The following is a 17,102-nucleotide window of genomic DNA, read 5'->3' as shown; positions in this document are numbered from 1 at the left end:
AGACATACTATTCCTGAGCTAGTCTTGGTGTACCTTAATTAGTACAGTTTTTATTTGCGTATCTGAGGGATAGTTTGGTTGAGTAAAGACCCACTACGGTTGATCGGGTCAGTAATCAATTCACGTCCTTGTTGAGAAGGTTTTTTAACACCACAACTTCCGTTACTACAACCACCAGAATTTTGAGAATCTAGTTGTCTTTGAAGTTTTGATGAGTTATTAATTCGTTCTACACTTGGAGACAAATTTTGCAGTCTGACATCTTGAACTTTTGTAGATTTAGTACTTAAATTAGCACGATTTAAGAAAGTATCAACAGTAGTATCTGGTTTGATAGTTTGAGCATTAACACCTGAGCTAAAAGCTGCAACACTGCTCATAGCAAGAATACTGAGAATGAATTTGACTTGGTTGGATTTTTTAGTAGACATGAAATTTTATCCTTATTTAAGTAAATTGTGATAGGGTAACAACTGTTGAAAAACTCAGATTAGAGTTTTCAGTTTTCACCTTTCACTTACTCAATAGGTTTGCTTTGATATTTTTATGCAGTCTTTGGGAAAATATTTTTTCGAGAATGATTCAATTTGAATGTAAACAGAAAAACCCCACATAAGTGAGGTTGAATACTTGATTTTTTTAAATGGACTTAAACATTTTTAAAGAACGAAAAAACCTCAACCCCATACAAACGAAGGAAAATACACCAAATGCTCAAAATTTCTTTGGAGTTGAAATATAATCCTCACCCTTGTAGTAAAGTTTGTGTAGGCATCCTTTAACACTTTCAGTTTTCCTATAGGTTGGGTGACAATTTTTTATGCATCCTCGGCAAACTATTATTGAAATCTTCTCAACTTTTGTGCAATTTGATGCCGATCGCTTCAGTCGTTGGGCGACAGAATCAAGGTTGCGTCGTAGTGTCCAAAGTTGTCTCAACCGCACACCTCAAGAAACTTCAGAACATTTTTGGGTTTTATACTGGTATAAATTATGGCTTGTTGATGAAACGAAGCTACTGGCTAAAGAGCATCTGGCGGCTTACTTGCAAGAATCCTGTTATTGGGCATCCCAAAAAACAGTTAATAGTTTTGCGAGTACTCAGTATAAGTTATCAGACTGTTTTCAAATTGCGATCGCTCAAGTTGATAAAGTCCTCAAAGGATTTAATGCAGATCAAGGCTTTATATTAAAAAACTACGCTAGTGCCATCTTTAACAGTGCTATTCGGGAAAATTTACGCCAAAATCGTGAAATTGATATTTGCACAGATTGGGGACTATTAAGAAAAATTACTAAAAAGTTTTTGGTAGAGTCTTTACAAAATGCAGGTTTATTGCTAGAGGATATTAACGCTTACGTCCTCACTTGGAACTGTTTCAAAACTCTATATATTCCAACACACAAAGGTACTTCTCGCCAAATTGCTCAACCAGACAATGAGATTTGGGAGGCGATCGCTAAAGCTTATAATTTACAAAGTGGTCAGCAAGTCAATTCCCAAACCATAGAAAAGTGGCTTTTAACTGCTGCTAAAGCCGCACGCCGCTATCGTTATTTTCCCGTTGACTCTCTCAATATCCCTAAAGGTGGCGATGATTCCTGGGAGTGGCTTGATAATATTCCCGGAACACAACAAGAATCTCTAATTAATGAAATTCTTGCCCAAGAAGAAGAACAAACAAGAAATTTCCAACAAACTGAGATTAACAAAGTTTTAGTAGCTGCGATCGCTCAACTGGAACCGCAAGTACAAGAAATTTTACAACTTTATTATGCTAAAGAACTAACTCAAGACAAAATTGCCGAACAATTACAAATACAACAATATACTGTCTCACGGCGACTAAAAAAAGCCCAAGAAACTTTGTTACGCTTTTTAGCTAGCTGGAGTAAAGATAGTTTGCATATTTCCGTTACTTCCGACCTACTCAAAAATATAAACATACTAATGGAGGAATGGTTGAAAAATTACTATGGTGCATGAGTGGGGGAGAAATAAATTAAAAATTAAAAATTAAAAAACTTCTGCCTCCTGCCCTATGCCTCCTGCCCAATCCCCATGCCCAACCCCAATCCCCAATTCCTATGACAACTGTATTTACTTTCGCTAACCCAACAGATTTGGTTTTAGAAATCCCTAAAATTATCCAAAACCAAACGCATTTAGACAATCAAGCTTTTTCTAATGCTAATTCTCGCTATCAAGCTTATATTAATGAACTTTGCCTGGGTGCTATTTTGCTATGGTTGCAAGAAGACTGGACACTACAGACAAAGGTTTGGCCAACTACTACTGCTCTACCTAGTTTCTGGGAACTGGTTAATGGAATTGCACTCACGCTTGATGCAACAAGATTAGTCTTGGTTCCTAGCGAGGCAATTGATTTGAGTGAATTGCGAGTACCTCAAGAATGGGTGGATATTCCTAGTTGGGTAGGTGATTATTATTTAGCTGTGCAAGTTGAACCAGACGAAGGCTATGTTAGGGTTTGGGGTTATTGTAGCCATGAAAAACTTAAAACTCAAGGCAGTTATGATGCCAGCGATCGCACTTATTCTTTGGATGCTGCTGATATAATCAACGACATTAGCGTTTTAGCAGTGGCGCGTCAATTGTGTCCAGAAGAACCCACTCGTAGCAACATTGAAGAGATTCCGAGCTTATCACTACAACAGGCACAAAATTTAATTACCCGTTTAGGAAACCCGGAAATACTTACACCCCGACAAGAAATTCCTTTTCAACTGTGGGGTGGATTCATTCAACATGGCGGTTGGCGACAACATTTATATCAACGACGCTTAGGATTACCAGAACAGTGGTCAGTTCTCCAATGGTTGCAAAGCGGTGTTTCTCAAGTTGCTAAGGTTGTCGGTTGGGGAAGCTTTGATTTACAATTGAGTGCTGCTGGGGCGCGGAGTGCCGAAGATAGACAACCAACTACTATTCTCTCTCGTCGGTTAGCGATCGCAGGTCAAATTTACGAGCTTCTAATTATACCACAAGTTGAGATAGATGCAACTATTTGGCGTTTTGAATTACGTAACGCCGCTATCGGTGCAGCTATTCCCGGTGGTTTTAAACTCCGATTACTTACCGAAGATTTACAGCCTTTTCCCAATAACGAAGATGTAGCTACAACGGCTGTAGAACAACTCTACGTAGAAGTTGCTTTAGAAGCAGGAGAAAGCATAGTCTGGGAAATAGAACCTTTTCCCGACAACTATAATTGGGAAATACTCAAGTTTTAAGAAAGAATTGGGTGCGGCTGACTTGAAAATGCTCCTTCGATGAGTATCTATATAGACCCATCTCACATCACATTTTCATGCAAGGCTTTAGAAACTTGTTTCATCGGGACTGCCTTTCTTGTTAAGACTCAAGAGTTATTGGTAAAATCACAGTAAAGGTGGTGCCAATGCCTTGGGTACTTTCAACTTGAATATGACCCTGATGATGTTCGACAATAGCTTGAGCGATCGCTAATCCCAATCCTGAACCAGTAGCGCTAGCTGTAGCTGTATTCCCAGTCCGATGAGTACGTGCCGGATCTACTCGATAAAAACGGTCAAACAAGCGTGGTAGTGCTTCCGCTGGAATTCCAACTCCAGTATCACTCACCTTAACTTGCAACTGGGCATTGGTGTTACGTAGTCCAGAAACGCGATTTATTCCCTCAATCCGCGCCAATTCCACTTTCACCCGTCCACCTGCTGGAGTGTAATGCAAGGCATTAGCAATTAAATTTGTGAACAGCCGCACCAATTGATCCCAATTGCCCACAAGGGTAAACCAATTTTCCAGTAATTCGGGGCTAGTTTCAGAGGCAGGAGGATCAACTAAGTCTAGAGAAAGGGCGATTTCTTTTTCAGGGACTAACAATTGTTGTTCTTCAACAACCTCCATCAACAAAGCATCCAGCGGACAAGGTGAAAAAGTATCTTTGCTAATACCACTATCCTGCCGTGCTAGGAAGAGTAAGTCATTGACTAGCTTACCCAAACGCTGCGTTAACCGTTCCACCATCTTTAACTGTTGCCGATACTGCAAAGAAGTAGTCGTTTCTGTCTCTGCTAAATCCAAGTCAGCAAGAGCAACTTGCACATTAGTTTGAATCAAAGTAATAGGACTTCTAAGTTCGTGGGAAGCATCAGCAGTAAATTGTTTGAGGCGTTGATAAGACTCGCCGACAGGTTCCATCGCTTTACCCGAAAGAAACCAACCACTTGCACCTACCGAAAGCACCATTAACCCAATACCTAGTGCCAAATCAAAAATTAACTGGCGACTGGGTTTAGTGACTTCAAACCAGGGATGACTAACACGCAGATATCCTAATACTTGCCGTTTCACTTCCACCCGTTGTGTGACTTGTCGTAATAAGAGTGGGGAGCGGGAAGTTAGCAATTTGGAATTTTCATTCCCTCCCTTGACTACACGCACAGTTTCACCAGTACGGTTAGCACGAATGGGAATATTTAGAGGTTCAGATAATGTTGACCAAAGTAATTTACCAGTCGGACTAAACCATTCTAGGTCGATGTGGTCATCTTCTACGGTATCGGTATTGTCACGAAGACTGGCTTCTACATTAATCCGAAATTTATCTGCATCAGCATCAATTGGCTCAAATATCAGCTTAGACGCACAGCGGCTAGTTGTAAGACAACGCTCCACTATTTCTACTACATGATTAAGGGTGTCATCAATCCGCTCAATCAATGTACTGCGGACGTATAAATAAACGCCACTAGCAAATAGTAATAGTAATACAGCAGTAACAGTAGTGTACCAAATTGCAAGACGGCGGCGAGTAGCCTGAAACATATTTTTTCACCTAAATTTTTGACTGAATATATACATTACGTGTTTATACGGCTAAAAAGTAGCTCAATTTTCTCGCTCTGGTGATTTTGCTGAGGTTTAATTTTGCCTGAAGAATTACACTCTTGTTGCAGTAAATCTGCTTAATCCTCTTTTATTCTTTACAGACAGGATAAAAAATCGGTTTTCTTGGGCTATTTATAGCAAATTAGCCGAAATGATTGTTGAATAAATTTAAACAAATCAACAAAAATCTAAGGTTTAAAAATTAAATTATTACTAGTTTCTGATAATCACAAAATTATTTTTGTAGCCAACAAGGAAACTCTGGGATATTGTTCAGTAATTTGAACTCATTCTAATTTTTATTATTGATCTACCAAGCAGCATATTTATATGGTGGAAATTCGTAAAACTTCAACCTCAAGGGTTCTAAGGATCTCGCTAAAGAGATTAAAGAAAAATCTCAGACTAATTGCAACTTGCTTTTTGTACTCAACAATTTTGTTCAAAATAATACTAGTACAATTTTCTGCGATCGCCTTAGAGGCTGATGGTCAAAACAAGATTAGTTTGACTGCAAAAAATAATCCAAACACTATTGATTATAATTCGTTAAAATTTGAAAAATTAGATAAATCTCAAAGTCAAGCTCTATTAAAACAAACTTTAAAAAATGCTAACTCTAACTTGTATAAAACTAAAGAGCTATCCAAATTTACCAGGATTGATTTGATTGAGGAAAAGAATGCATCTGCTACTAATAAGAGTTTCCTTAAATCGGTTGAAGGAGGTATGAAGAGTAAATCATCTGGAGATTCGAATCCAGATGATTTGGCAGCCCTGAAAGAAAATTCAGTTGAGGTCTTAAACCCTTGCCCTCTCTCGTCGCAGCAGGAGACAAATAGTACAGAATTAGCAAGTTACCCTACCTCCTGCCCGACGCTCGCGGACTCGCTAACACCACCTTATCTGCCTCCTGTTCTCCTCGATAAATTAGACAGTTTTCAAAGTCAAGACTTATTAAAACAAACTTTAAAAGATTCCAACCCTAATTTAGAGAAAACTAAACAATTATCCAAACTTACTGAAATCGATTTAATTGGAGAAAATCATCCAACTCATAGTAATAATAGTTTGCCCAAGTCTGATAAATTAGATAGTTTGCAAAGTCAAACTAAATTAAAACAAACTTTAAAAGAACCCAACTCTAACTTAGAGAAAACTAAACAGTTATCCAAGCTTACTGAAATCGGTTTAATTGGAGAAAATCATCCAACTCATAGTAATAATAGTAATAATAGTTTGCCAAAGTCCGATAAATTAGATAGTTTACAAAGTCAAACTCAATTAAAACAAACTTTAAAAGAACCCAACTCTAGCGTAGATAAAATTAAACAGTTATCTCAATTTACCATAGCCGATGTTATTCCAATTGAACAGTATAAAGTAGAGCCTCCTAAACCATCTGATGAAGGTGAAGAAGAAACTAAACCAAATATAACTAAACCATATACGCCAGCGCAACAAATACTAATAGAAAAACTACATAGTTCAAAAAAGCAACAACAAGTAAAACAAAAACAAATAATTATTGATGCTCTCACATTTAGTGCCAATAAATATCCTTGGATCGTTAACCCAACAGATAACCTTACTTTTTCAACAGAATTATTTAAGCCAAATGAAGATGAAAATTATATAGATACGGATATAAGTGTAAGATTTTCTGGGGATAATCAGATTATTAATAAATTTACTTATGCTAAATTCCCTAAGGCTGACCAATTTTATTGGGTTCTCGATAATAATAGAATAGTAGTTGAAACTAAAGGCTCTCAAGTAGGCATTCTCTCTCAAGGAAGACAAACCAATACTTATATCACCCAAAATGTGACCTCCCAGCAGGCATTTTGGGGATTGCAAACCCTGTTCGCCATACCTACAGATTTTCAAAATTTAGCTGGAGATGTTGGTACTGATAATTTTTCTATAATTTCAATAGCAGGAGAATTGATAAATCCTGAAGGTATACCTGCTGGGAGAGTTATTATTAATAGTGGGATTGACACAAATAACCCTAATGTCACGGTTCTCAAAAATTCTACTCCAAATCTTGGTATTGCCTCTACTTTAAGTGTGAGTGGTGGGCAAGCTTTATTTCAAGCTTTAGATGCTATTAATGCTCCCAAAATTCTCCAAGGCTTTCCAACAACGAATATACAACCTTTACTTGATGATGGAAACGTCCAACTTCAAGTAGGTGAAGTTATTCCTAATAGCGCCCTCGAAGCTGCTGGTATCTCCTGGGGAAATATTCTGACGGGAGAAGGTTTTGGTTTTACTGCTCCTGTCTCTTCTTTTCCAGGTATTAAGATTGCTCAACTTGGAAAATTTGATAACTTGGATTTGTTAAATGTAGCAGTCAATCCTTTTCTCTCTCAATCCGAGAAAGACTTTCATTATTTTAACTCTTTACAATGGCTATCTTTAGGAAGAAGACAACCTGTATTTCAGACACTATCTCAAACTCAAGAAACTTCTGATTGGCACAGACTTTATGTTAGCCATCCTCATAATCGGAGCTTAATTCAATATGACCCAGTTGCAATTAAAGCTACTTATACAAATATTTTTTCTGCTCCAGGATTATCCCTAACAGCTAAATTTAGCGATACTAGTATTGATGCTATTCAATCAGTGAATTCTACATTAGGCTTGCTATTAGGTGGAGTTTTTGAAGCTATTAAAATCGATAATATTCAACATGGTCTAGAAGAAGCTAGACAAAAATTTAAGAATGGAGAAGGTTTTACTCCTCTAAATACACCTGCTACAGCTGACCAAAGAAGACAAATTAATAATAGACTAAATCGTACTTTATCTTATGCCAATGCATCCAGTGGACTAGAGCAAGTATCTGGAACTTATACACTTCCCAGTCAAGTTACTCCTAATAACTCCAGCATCTTGCAAATAAGAACGGGAAACCATAAGCGAGCAGTTCAGTTTCTTGAAAGAAATATCACTATTTTAGATGAAGGTGATACGTTTTTTTCCGATCTCAGGCTCTCTAATAAAAAATTTGGGCCACTGACTTATATTGGTATCCCAATTCCTTTAAATGATACTTCCATTAATCCTATTAACGAATCTTCTGCCGCAGAAGTAATTTTGACAAACCCCCAAGGGCAACAATTTGTACAAAAATTTAATTCAGCAGATACCACACTAGTTCCGCTACAGGTGCGAGCAGCTGATTTAGCATTTGATTATATGGAACTCACTAGAGTTGACAAAATAGGTGTTAGTTTTAATAACTTTAATGGTTATCTATCTTTACCCACAGTTGAATTATTAGCAGCGGGTTCTTCTGGAAATTTTAACTATAGTGCCAATTTAGGAACGTGGTTTAATGTAGATGCCAACTCAGCACCAGGCGTTTCCAATAATAATTTGGGGATAGAAGAACCAACTTTTGGTATTTATACTAATATACTCCTCAACTATATTAAAACTGATGTCCGGTTAAATTCAGCCAAAAAGCCTGTAGCTATTAATACTCACGTACCATATTTGAGATTTGACTGGAATAGTGCATCTAATAAAAATAATCCTTTTTCTACTTATTTAAGTTATTTATATCAGCATCAAGAAAGGAATTTCGGTTTTTCTTTAGCTCCTGGTGTAGCTTTTATTGAGAATAATAGCAATGGTGATTTTTTAGGTCTTTTTAATGGTGAATTTAGTACTAGTCATGGTTTAAATCTAAAGACAAACCTAGAGATAGGCAAAGAATGTTTCTTTGAATTTCAAGGGTTACAAAGAGTTAGTCAAAATATTTCTGCTGGTGTTTATCTAAAAAATTATAGTGTTAACAATATTGGTTTAAACAGCCGAGTTTCTGGCTTCAACTATGGAATCATTTTGAGGCACAATTTCCCAGATAATAGTGTATTTATAGAAACTCAAATTGGTACAGGCGAAAATGGTTTTGACCTTAAGCTTCAAGGTGGTTATCGATTTTGATGCTATTAATGTAGCGCACCAAAATAGAGACGTTGCAATCCAACGTCTCTAAAACATTAAATAAAAATATTACTGACTTCTTTAATCAGTCGGGAATCTAAGCCTTTTAAATTGTAAGTCCTGTCTAATCTAAAGCACCCAAAGCATTATTACCAGTGCCGGCTCGGATTATAGCTGTCATATCTTCAATCGAGGTAGCATTATTTAATAAATTAGCCGTTGTATCAATAAACGAGTTTGGGCTAGAGACTGTGGTAGTTTTCACTACTCCTGGAGTTATAGTTAGACTAGTTATGGTTTCGTCATTTCCGCCTATTATCCCTCCATAGGTAGGTGTAATTTTTACACCTCCGTCAAAGTAAGAGCCAGAAGGTAAAGTTACTTCGCCACTGACGCTGAGAAATTCACCGGAAGGTTTAATAATACTAACAGCACCACGAGCAGTAGCTTGTTGTGCATTTACTGGCGCTGCTAAAAAATTTCCTACACTCACTAACCCAAATAGGCAGATACTTCCCCTAAGTATTATGGATAATTTGTTAGAGAAACTATTCATGTTTTATAAACCCCTCATGCTTTTTGCCTTAAGCTCGTTCCCAGATTTTGCTTGGGAATGCAGATTCAACCTCAACTAGCAAAAGTAGAGGCGTAATCTTTTTTTAATTTCTTTTTACAGATAAAAATATATGACTCTGGGTGTGAGCATTTTGTTAAGAATGGACATTTTTCAGGTGCGTATTCTTACGCAACGGCTCTAACTATTCTTCGGTGAGTATTTCAGGGTTTATATGGATATCACAAAGCTATGTAAAGAGATGATGAGGAGTTGCGGTAATTCACCAACGCTTTGATTCTATTTGCTGAGGGGTTAAAGAAAAAATTGTAGGTTGGGTGGAGGCTTTACGTAACCCAACCTACGTTTAATGTACTATTTTAAGCTTGCCACGCTAGTAGTGTTAGCGATCGCAAAGGTCTGTAGAGCGTCATTACGAATTACAAATTGGTGTTAAACCTCCACCAACACTACTTCCCGTAGCTTGGCAATCACATCATTTAGATTACCCGTGTTTAGGCGATAACTCAAAGGATGGGCAATCAATCGCGCTGTGCTTTCATAGAGAGTAGCGATTTCAATTAAACCATTTTCGCGCAAAGTTCGCCCTGTCGAAACTAAATCCACGATCGCTTCTGACATACCAGTAATTGGGCCTAGTTCTACTGAACCATACAATGGCACTATTTCTACAGGCAAATCGAGACTGTGGAAATATTCACGAGCGCAATTTACATATTTTGAAGCAACTCTACCATGTGGTGGTAAATCTAAAGGCGACGTATAAGAACTGGATGCTTTTACCGCCACCGACATCCGACAATGACCAAACTGCAAATCTACCAAGTGAGCAACTTGCGGCTGTTTCTCTCGCAGCACATCGTAACCGACAATCCCCAACTGTGCCTGACCATATTCCACATATACAGGTACATCCTGCGCGCGCACCAGTAAAGCTTTGGCAATTCCTTTGGTGTCAGGAATTTGAAGTTGGCGAGTTCCTGAATCTAAAAAAGCACTAAAATCTAATCCCACACCTTGTAGCAGGCGGATGCTATTTTTAAGTAGTTCCCCTTTTGGCAATGCAACAGTCAGCATTCTTTTTCTTAGTATCCTTGGCGTTCCGGCAATTGAATAATATTGAGAATATCTCTATATGCTTACCACAAGCAGTATGAGAATTTTATTAGTTGATGATGAAATTGAATTAACTCAACCCTTGAGTCGCTTGTTAACTCGTGAGGGTTACACTGTAGATGCCGCTTATGATGGGACATCTGGCAGCGAACTGGCACAAGCAGGCAGTTATGACCTACTGATTTTAGATTGGATGCTGCCAGGAAAAACCGGGTTAGAGATTTGTCAGGAATTGCGACGCCAAAGCAAAACCACTCCCGTGCTGTTTCTCACAGCTAAAGATACTCTCGATGACCGCGTAGAAGGTTTAGATGCTGGTGCGGACGACTATTTAGTTAAACCTTTTGAACTGCGGGAGTTATTAGCCAGAGTCCGCGCTTTATTGCGTCGTTCCGGTTCCCAAATCTATGAAACTACCGCTGGACGACTTACTGTCGCTGATTTAGAACTCGATTGTGATAATCAAGTAGCCTATCGTCAGGGACGGATAATTGAGCTATCGCAAAAAGAAAGCCAGTTATTGCAATACTTTATGGAACACACTGGACAATTGTTAACTCATGGTCAGATTATGCAAAATTTGTGGCAAGAGGAAGAACAACCCAGTAGCAATGTGATAGCGGCATTAATTCGCTTGCTGCGGCGTAAGATTGAGGTGGGTAAAGAAACTACGCTGATTCACACAGTTTACGGTAAAGGCTATCGTTTTGGTGCTTCATCAGTGGAATCAGTTTAGCAAAGAAATTTTTGTATATTGGGTACTACTTAGTACGGTAGGTTCGCCCATTTAAAAAACTATCCCAGGAATTAATGCACTGTAAAACTTATTATTCGGCTAATTAACGGAATCCAAAGAGATAGCTAAGAGATTTAATGACACTTAAATAAAAATTACCTTCTCTTTCGCGGAAGAGTTCAAAGGCAGAGCCAGGTGTGCCAAAAAATGGTCTGAGAGTCCATCCTAACTGACTGCCTACGAAAGCGTAAAGAAATAGCCAAAATTGTAAAATCTTCTGGCGGGTTTTACGACCTTCATCATCTTGTTCTAAAACTAAATTCGTGGCTTGATATAAAGACGAAATACCAATAAATCCAGTTATGGCAAAGATAAAGACATTTAATAAAATTAAAAATTGGTAATTATTGGTGGTAATTAAGAAAAACAATGTGATTGGTGCAAAACTAAATAAAAGTACGCTGGTGACTGAAACCGCAGTTAATACTAATGCTAAATGCTGTCCAAAAGTCCGCTTGGAACCAAAAATAATGTTAGCAAAATACAACGTCGGCATACAAATCAAAAGTGTGATTAAATAGAGGGCTGGGAGTTTAATGGCGGAAGACAAAGCCTGCATCCAGCTATGGTATGCACCAATGATTCCGCCGTAGGCAGCGATAAATAAGGAACTGCAAACTAATAGCGAAATGATTTTATTTGGTAATCTTATTCCTTGACGAACTTCCTCTAGAAAACCTTGGCGATCGCGCAGGAATCCAATCAGTACGGCAAAGTATTTGATTCCTGATGATTTCCGTTCCATCATGTTATCCTCACACCAATAAAATTCTAAGTTTCATCTGAGTAATCACCGCCCGAACCATACTTCCAAGCATCAATCAAGCGATGCCAATAATATTGTTGTGCTTTTGGTTGATTCTTAATCCATGTTTCTAGCATTGGACTTAACCAAAACAAGGCAGTGTACACACCTAAATTACTGTAATGTAACATCCAATCTAACAAACTTGCCAAACCTACTTGCGGAATTATCTTGGCAACTAATACAGGATGATATAGACCAGTTTTTAACAGTGTTTGCGTTAGTGCCGAAAATTGCACTATATCTTGTAAAAATGGTTTTAGCACTGGTGTACCTAACTGTTGCATTTCCTGAAATACTGCCGAGAGTAGTTGGTTAATTTGATCTGGAGCAATTTTCTGATTTACACCAACACTCATTGCCCTTTGGAACAACCAGGTAACAGTCAAACTTGGCTGATATGGTTGTAGCTGTACTAAGGCTTGTGCAGATAATTGTTCTGTTTCCAGCGCTTCGTAAATACCATAAGTTAAACGCTTCAGGTGACGCACCATTGCCCCAAAACCGCCAAAACTCAAGGGAGATTGACTACCACTGCTATCTCCGGCTGGGAGAATGCGATTCCAAGGGGTTTTTAGTGGACTTTGGCGATAGGTGGGAAAGAAACCAAATAGTGCCCGTTGAAACTTCAGTTTACTCAACTCTACTCCCTGATATTCTGGTAAGAGACGCAGATATTCTTCAAATAGAGTTTCTAAACTCAAACGTTGAGGATCTGCATCCATGTAGGTAAATAAGTAAGTGGTTCTGCCATCTCTAGCTGGGAAGGCTTCCCAAAAATATTGACATTGATTCTGCAAGGATGTGAATGATAATAATAAGTCGCCTGAGTTATTTTCTGGAAACCCTTGAGCGCAACTTCCCACAACCAAACAAAGTGCATCTGGTTTTTTGCCTTGGCGTGCTTGTTGGGTGATGGGTGAAAAATGTCCCATCGCGTCGATTAATAACCGAGTTTTGAATTGGTTATTTACCATCACCCCATCTGGATGAACCACGGCTTCGGTAAAGGGTGTGTTTTCTAACAACTTTCCCCCAGCAGCGAGAAATCGAGTTTTCAAGGTAGCTAGTAGATAAACTGGATCTACGCCGATATTTAAGACATCCTCTACCCAAACCTCTGTACCGCCAGCAAAACTAACTCGCGCTGGGTTATATTGAGTGGCGATCGCACTCTCTAATTCTTCCTCAGTTAGTAAGTTCAATTCCACAAATACATCTAATTCTTTGCGAGAAATATTCCACTCTTGTTCCCTTCCCCGCAAAATTCCCCGTTCCAGCAAGGCTACCCGCAGTCCCTTCACCGCTAAGGCACAACCAATTAAAATGCCTAAAGTGCCACCGCAGATAATTACATCGAAGTCTATGCGGTCTAAAGGCTGTTGACTTTCTTTAACTAGCGTTGGGATAGGTGCAGTGTTTTCGCGCTCAGATGTGAGGATGCGATCACTTTGACGCAATCTTCCTAAAACATCGTCGGGTAATTGGGAAAGAATTTCTTCAGTTAAAGACATTTTGGAAAAATTTAACTCTACATTCCAAAACTACCTGAGAATGAAGAAAGTAGATATAGCCATTTTCAATCCGGTGAGGTACAAGTATGCAAATAGACCTATTTTTATTTTGAGGCTAGTACAAGAAGGCAAAAGTAAAAAGAAAGAATGCTTATTTTGTAAGCTTTCTGGCTATTTTAAATGGCTGGTTTATTTCCGCCGTATTATATTAGTACAGCATGGTGTAAATAAGCCACCTATTTCAAATCAATGAAACGCTGACGCTGTATTCATTTTTAATTTTTAATTTTTAATTTTTAATTCCGCCTTGCGTTACTAGGCTATTGAGCATTTTTTCAAAAATTCTCAATACAGGCTCCTCTCCATTGTCTCTAGTGAAAATACTATAATTTGGATGAGAATTAATTTCAATCAACCAATATTGATTATCTCGATCTAAGACGATATCCAAACCACCATAATCAATATCTAATTCTTCAAAAATTGGTCTGGCGAAATTAGCAATCTCTGATAATATTTGTGGATCGTTGATATACTTGGCTTTTGCACCATCCCAGTGGAGAGGACTGAGATTACCGATAAATTTTGCATCAGTTATATCTTTCTCATAGAGTAAAACTAATTCTTTATTTAAAAAAACGGCTCGATACTCAGATTTTATATGAATGAACTCTTGAGCGATCGCAACGTAATCATACTTTTTATCATTGATATTGAAAATCTCTTGTAAAGCAGTTTCAACTTCATCTGTATTTTGGCATAAAAATACGTTATGTCCACTTGAACCAGAATTTCGTTTAACAATTACAGGTGTTTCAAAGTTTTCTTTGATTTCTAATATAATATCTTGAAAGCTGGGAAATTTTAAGTAAATCTTATATTGGAGGTCACAAAAAGGGGAAAGAAAACCTACTGTCCGAGGAAGCTTAACTTTTTTCTTTAAAATATGGTAAGTGTATTCCTTATCTTTAATGATTTGTGCTACTGCCTGATTGATTATCGGAGTACTATAATTACAAAAATAATGGTGTTGATTATTGAGTTTTATTTTGATTAAGTTTTCAGCAGGATGAATAATTTCATAGCTAATATTTAAGTTTTCACAAGCTTTAAGCAATAACAAAACGTTATCTAACATAAATACTTCAAATTAAACGTCTAAATTAGGAATTATTGTAACTTGCTATTTGCCGTTTAAAAATCACTATCTCAGTACCAACAACCGGATTTCGAGCTATTAGCCTATTTTGAGAGTCGGTAATTTCTAAATGGGTAAAATCAAGTTCTTGAGAGCGTTGTAATATCTCCGCAGCTAGTTTGTCTTGCTGAGATTCCTTGAGAGTGTACCAATCATCACTAATTTTGACTGTAAGATTACTTGTACGAAAGTTGGCTTGAATTGACTTTATCAGACCAGAGGCAATGCGATCGCTAATTTCGGCTACCTGATTTTCAATAGCCGCAATCAAGGCTTGTTCTGGTGTCAATTCTATGACTGGTGTTGGTGTTGGCGTGGGAGTGGGAGTTAATTCTGGTTTCGGTTCCGGCGTTGGTGGGGTAGTTTGTACTTCTGGTGGCGGCGTAATTTCCTCTGGTGGTTGTGGTTCTGGTGCGATTGACTCTGGTAGAGTAGTTATCGTTGGTGTTGGTATCGGAACCTCTTCAACTGGTGGAACTGTTGCTACTTCAGTCGGTTTAGCAGTAAGAACGGTTGTAGTTGCCCAAACAAGAATTACAGCAATTCCAGTAACAATTCCAGTCAAAGCTGTATCTGATAACTTTGTTGACAGATTTGATGGTAAAAACAAGCGGATTGTCCTTAACAGTCCACCCCACCACAACTGAAGCTTCTGGAAAAAACTGGGTTTCTCATCACTACCAGGAGGGGGTGCTGTCTCCAGTTTCTCCACCGTTACTTCTAAAACCCCAATCGTCCCTTGGAGAAGTTGGATAATTTTAGCCTTCCAAAATGGCTGAACTCTCTGGTAAGGTTTTTGGGGAGGTTGAGTTATCTGCTCATCCGTCGGTTTTGACTGATTGTCTTGTGACATGGAACTTTCACCAAAAGCAGCGAATCAAAGACAAACAACGTACATTATTACTGGTGCTGCCTTCTTTTGCCTTAATGTATCACTTCATTGCTCAAAGTTTTCCGCTAAACTGACTATTTATTAAATTTGGTGACTTATGAAACTAAAACGCCGTCAATTTTTATTTTTAAGTAGCGTCAGCGCCATTAGTACAGGATTTTTAAGCTGGATGTTTGCTCATCAAAATCATCAAAGTGCTGATATTAGCGATTCAACAACAGCTATAGCCGCCAACCCAACCAAAAAAGACTTGTTATTACGTTTTGTGTCTGTAGCAGATACGGGGACTGGGGCGAAAGGACAGTATGCTGTGGCTGGAGCGATGAATGCGTATCATAAGAAAAATCCTTATGATTTAGTCGTTTTAGCTGGAGACAACATTTACAATAATGGTGAAATTGAGAAAATTAATGCAGTTTTTGAGCGTCCTTACCAAAGTTTACTGAAGCAGGGTGTAAAATTTCAGGCTTGTTTAGGTAATCACGATATTCGTACTGCCAATGGCGATCCCCAAGTCAAGTATGCTGGCTTTAATATGAAGGGACGTTACTATACATTTCGTCGGGGAACTGTGCAATTTTTTGCTTTAGATACTAACGGGAACGCTGATTGGGAAAACCAGCTAACTTGGTTAGAAAAAGAATTAAGTATTAGTAATGCTCCTTGGAAAGTAGTGTTTGGTCATCATCCGATTTATTCATCGGGTCAATATGGGAGTAATCCAGATTTTATTAAAACTTTTACTCCCCTATTTAAAAAATACGGAGTTCAACTTTACATCAATGGCCACGAACACAATTATGAACGTACTCGTGCCATTGATGGTACAACTTACTTAATTTGTGGTGCGGGTGCTGGTAATCGTCCTGTAGGGCGTTCTGAGTGGACAGGGTATTCTACCAGTGATTTAAGTTTTGCCTCTTATGAGGTGTATAAAGATAGAATAGAAATAAGTGCGATCGCTACTGATAATCGCATTTTTGATAAAGGTATTATTCAGTTGAAATCAGCATAACCTTATCATATCGCCGCAAAGAGATTTTGAAACGGTGAAATATATCAAAAAAAGTGAGTAGCCAGAAAGTTTTACCGTTTGGGAAAATTTAGCAAATGAGGATTGGCAATCGAGTTGGGACGACTTCAGGAAACCACAAAAAAACCGATGTACATGATTCCTTATTGCAAAAGCAAGGTTTTATCTGTTGCTATTGTGGAAGGCGTATTACCAAATAAATTAGTCATATTGAACATCTAAAACCTAGATATCCTAATACTGAGCTAGCGTTGCAGAATCTTGCTCGGCATTTCTTGCTGCTCGGAGGAAAGTTGCAAAGCGTCTTCCAGCACTTA

13 protein-coding genes are annotated in these 17,102 nt (G+C 38.1%); 5 read left to right on the top strand and 8 right to left on the bottom strand.

Annotated elements, in window-relative coordinates; all coding sequences use genetic code 11:
* Positions 1-50: 50 nt before the first annotated feature.
* Positions 51-431, bottom strand: coding sequence for a hypothetical protein (locus tag FD723_RS24740; protein ID WP_179067736.1), 381 nt, complete (start codon positions 429-431; stop codon positions 51-53).
* Between the two features lie 389 nt (positions 432-820).
* Between FD723_RS24740 and FD723_RS24735 the strand changes: the two genes are divergently transcribed.
* Both FD723_RS24735 and FD723_RS24730 read left to right on the top strand, forming a co-directional pair.
* Positions 821-1,987 carry a sigma-70 family RNA polymerase sigma factor gene (locus FD723_RS24735; RefSeq protein ID WP_179067735.1) on the top strand — a complete coding sequence of 389 codons (1,167 nt, stop codon included), beginning with the start codon at positions 821-823 and terminating at the stop codon, positions 1,985-1,987.
* A 101-nt stretch (positions 1,988-2,088) separates the two neighbouring features.
* Positions 2,089-3,255, top strand: coding sequence for a DUF1822 family protein (locus tag FD723_RS24730; protein WP_179067734.1), 1,167 nt, complete (start codon positions 2,089-2,091; stop codon positions 3,253-3,255).
* Positions 3,256-3,376: 121 nt separating this feature from the next.
* Here the strand turns inward: FD723_RS24730 and FD723_RS24725 are convergent, their stop codons facing one another.
* Positions 3,377-4,831: a cell wall metabolism sensor histidine kinase WalK gene (locus tag FD723_RS24725; RefSeq protein ID WP_179067733.1), complete on the bottom strand. Its 1,455-nt coding sequence runs from the start codon at positions 4,829-4,831 to the stop codon at positions 3,377-3,379.
* 393 nt (positions 4,832-5,224) lie between these two features.
* Here FD723_RS24725 and FD723_RS24720 point away from each other — a divergent pair, with 393 nt between their 5' ends.
* The gene (locus tag FD723_RS24720; RefSeq protein WP_179067732.1) at positions 5,225-8,857 is read left to right on the top strand and encodes a hypothetical protein; all 3,633 of its coding nucleotides are present in this window, start codon (positions 5,225-5,227) and stop codon (positions 8,855-8,857) included.
* Positions 8,858-8,981: 124 nt separating this feature from the next.
* Here FD723_RS24720 and FD723_RS24715 read toward each other — a convergent pair whose 3' ends face one another.
* Together FD723_RS24715 and hisG are read right to left on the bottom strand one after the other, a co-directional pair.
* Entirely contained in the window at positions 8,982-9,413 is a 432-nt protein-coding gene (locus FD723_RS24715; protein ID WP_218651756.1) for a hypothetical protein, read from the bottom strand.
* 450 nt (positions 9,414-9,863) lie between these two features.
* Complete coding sequence (gene hisG, locus FD723_RS24710) at positions 9,864-10,508, bottom strand: ATP phosphoribosyltransferase (RefSeq protein ID WP_179067730.1); 645 nt, start codon at positions 10,506-10,508, stop codon at positions 9,864-9,866.
* 76 nt (positions 10,509-10,584) lie between these two features.
* On the opposite strand from hisG, the gene rppA reads away from it, so the two are divergent.
* Positions 10,585-11,283 (top strand): two-component system response regulator RppA, encoded by a 699-nt coding sequence (gene rppA / locus FD723_RS24705; RefSeq protein WP_179069267.1) that lies wholly within the window; start codon positions 10,585-10,587, stop codon positions 11,281-11,283.
* Positions 11,284-11,386: 103 nt separating this feature from the next.
* Here the strand turns inward: rppA and FD723_RS24700 are convergent, their stop codons facing one another.
* The 4 genes from FD723_RS24700 to FD723_RS24685 form a co-directional block, all read right to left on the bottom strand.
* A complete protein-coding gene (locus FD723_RS24700; protein ID WP_179067729.1) occupies positions 11,387-12,091 on the bottom strand; it encodes an actin-binding WH2 domain-containing protein in 705 nt (234 codons plus the stop codon).
* Positions 12,092-12,114: 23 nt separating this feature from the next.
* Entirely contained in the window at positions 12,115-13,662 is a 1,548-nt protein-coding gene (locus FD723_RS24695; RefSeq protein WP_179067728.1) for an FAD-binding oxidoreductase, read from the bottom strand.
* 289 nt (positions 13,663-13,951) lie between these two features.
* A complete protein-coding gene (locus FD723_RS24690) occupies positions 13,952-14,800 on the bottom strand; it encodes a RimK family alpha-L-glutamate ligase (RefSeq protein ID WP_179067727.1) in 849 nt (282 codons plus the stop codon).
* A 25-nt stretch (positions 14,801-14,825) separates the two neighbouring features.
* Positions 14,826-15,713, bottom strand: a complete 888-nt coding sequence (locus tag FD723_RS24685) for a hypothetical protein (RefSeq protein ID WP_179067726.1) — start codon at positions 15,711-15,713, stop codon at positions 14,826-14,828.
* A gap of 136 nt (positions 15,714-15,849) precedes the next feature.
* Between FD723_RS24685 and FD723_RS24680 the strand changes: the two genes are divergently transcribed.
* Positions 15,850-16,767 carry a metallophosphoesterase gene (locus FD723_RS24680; RefSeq protein ID WP_179067725.1) on the top strand — a complete coding sequence of 306 codons (918 nt, stop codon included), beginning with the start codon at positions 15,850-15,852 and terminating at the stop codon, positions 16,765-16,767.
* The last annotated feature ends 335 nt before the right edge of the window (positions 16,768-17,102 follow it).

Origin of the sequence: Nostoc sp. C052 (assembly GCF_013393905.1) — a bacterium.
GTDB lineage: Bacteria > Cyanobacteriota > Cyanobacteriia > Cyanobacteriales > Nostocaceae > Nostoc.
The sequence above is the reverse complement of the archived record's forward strand: the minus strand, read 5'-3'. Positions and strand labels throughout refer to the sequence as shown.

Coding starts and splice junctions, on each gene's coding strand:
- FD723_RS24740 (WP_179067736.1), bottom strand. CDS start 431: ATGTCTACTAAAAAATCCAACCAAGTCAAATTCATTCTCAGTATTCTT.
- FD723_RS24735 (WP_179067735.1), top strand. CDS start 821: ATGCATCCTCGGCAAACTATTATTGAAATCTTCTCAACTTTTGTGCAA.
- FD723_RS24730 (WP_179067734.1), top strand. CDS start 2,089: ATGACAACTGTATTTACTTTCGCTAACCCAACAGATTTGGTTTTAGAA.
- FD723_RS24725 (WP_179067733.1), bottom strand. CDS start 4,831: ATGTTTCAGGCTACTCGCCGCCGTCTTGCAATTTGGTACACTACTGTT.
- FD723_RS24720 (WP_179067732.1), top strand. CDS start 5,225: ATGGTGGAAATTCGTAAAACTTCAACCTCAAGGGTTCTAAGGATCTCG.
- FD723_RS24715 (WP_218651756.1), bottom strand. CDS start 9,413: ATGAATAGTTTCTCTAACAAATTATCCATAATACTTAGGGGAAGTATC.
- hisG (WP_179067730.1), bottom strand. CDS start 10,508: ATGCTGACTGTTGCATTGCCAAAAGGGGAACTACTTAAAAATAGCATC.
- rppA (WP_179069267.1), top strand. CDS start 10,585: ATGAGAATTTTATTAGTTGATGATGAAATTGAATTAACTCAACCCTTG.
- FD723_RS24700 (WP_179067729.1), bottom strand. CDS start 12,091: ATGATGGAACGGAAATCATCAGGAATCAAATACTTTGCCGTACTGATT.
- FD723_RS24695 (WP_179067728.1), bottom strand. CDS start 13,662: ATGTCTTTAACTGAAGAAATTCTTTCCCAATTACCCGACGATGTTTTA.
- FD723_RS24690 (WP_179067727.1), bottom strand. CDS start 14,800: ATGTTAGATAACGTTTTGTTATTGCTTAAAGCTTGTGAAAACTTAAAT.
- FD723_RS24685 (WP_179067726.1), bottom strand. CDS start 15,713: ATGTCACAAGACAATCAGTCAAAACCGACGGATGAGCAGATAACTCAA.
- FD723_RS24680 (WP_179067725.1), top strand. CDS start 15,850: ATGAAACTAAAACGCCGTCAATTTTTATTTTTAAGTAGCGTCAGCGCC.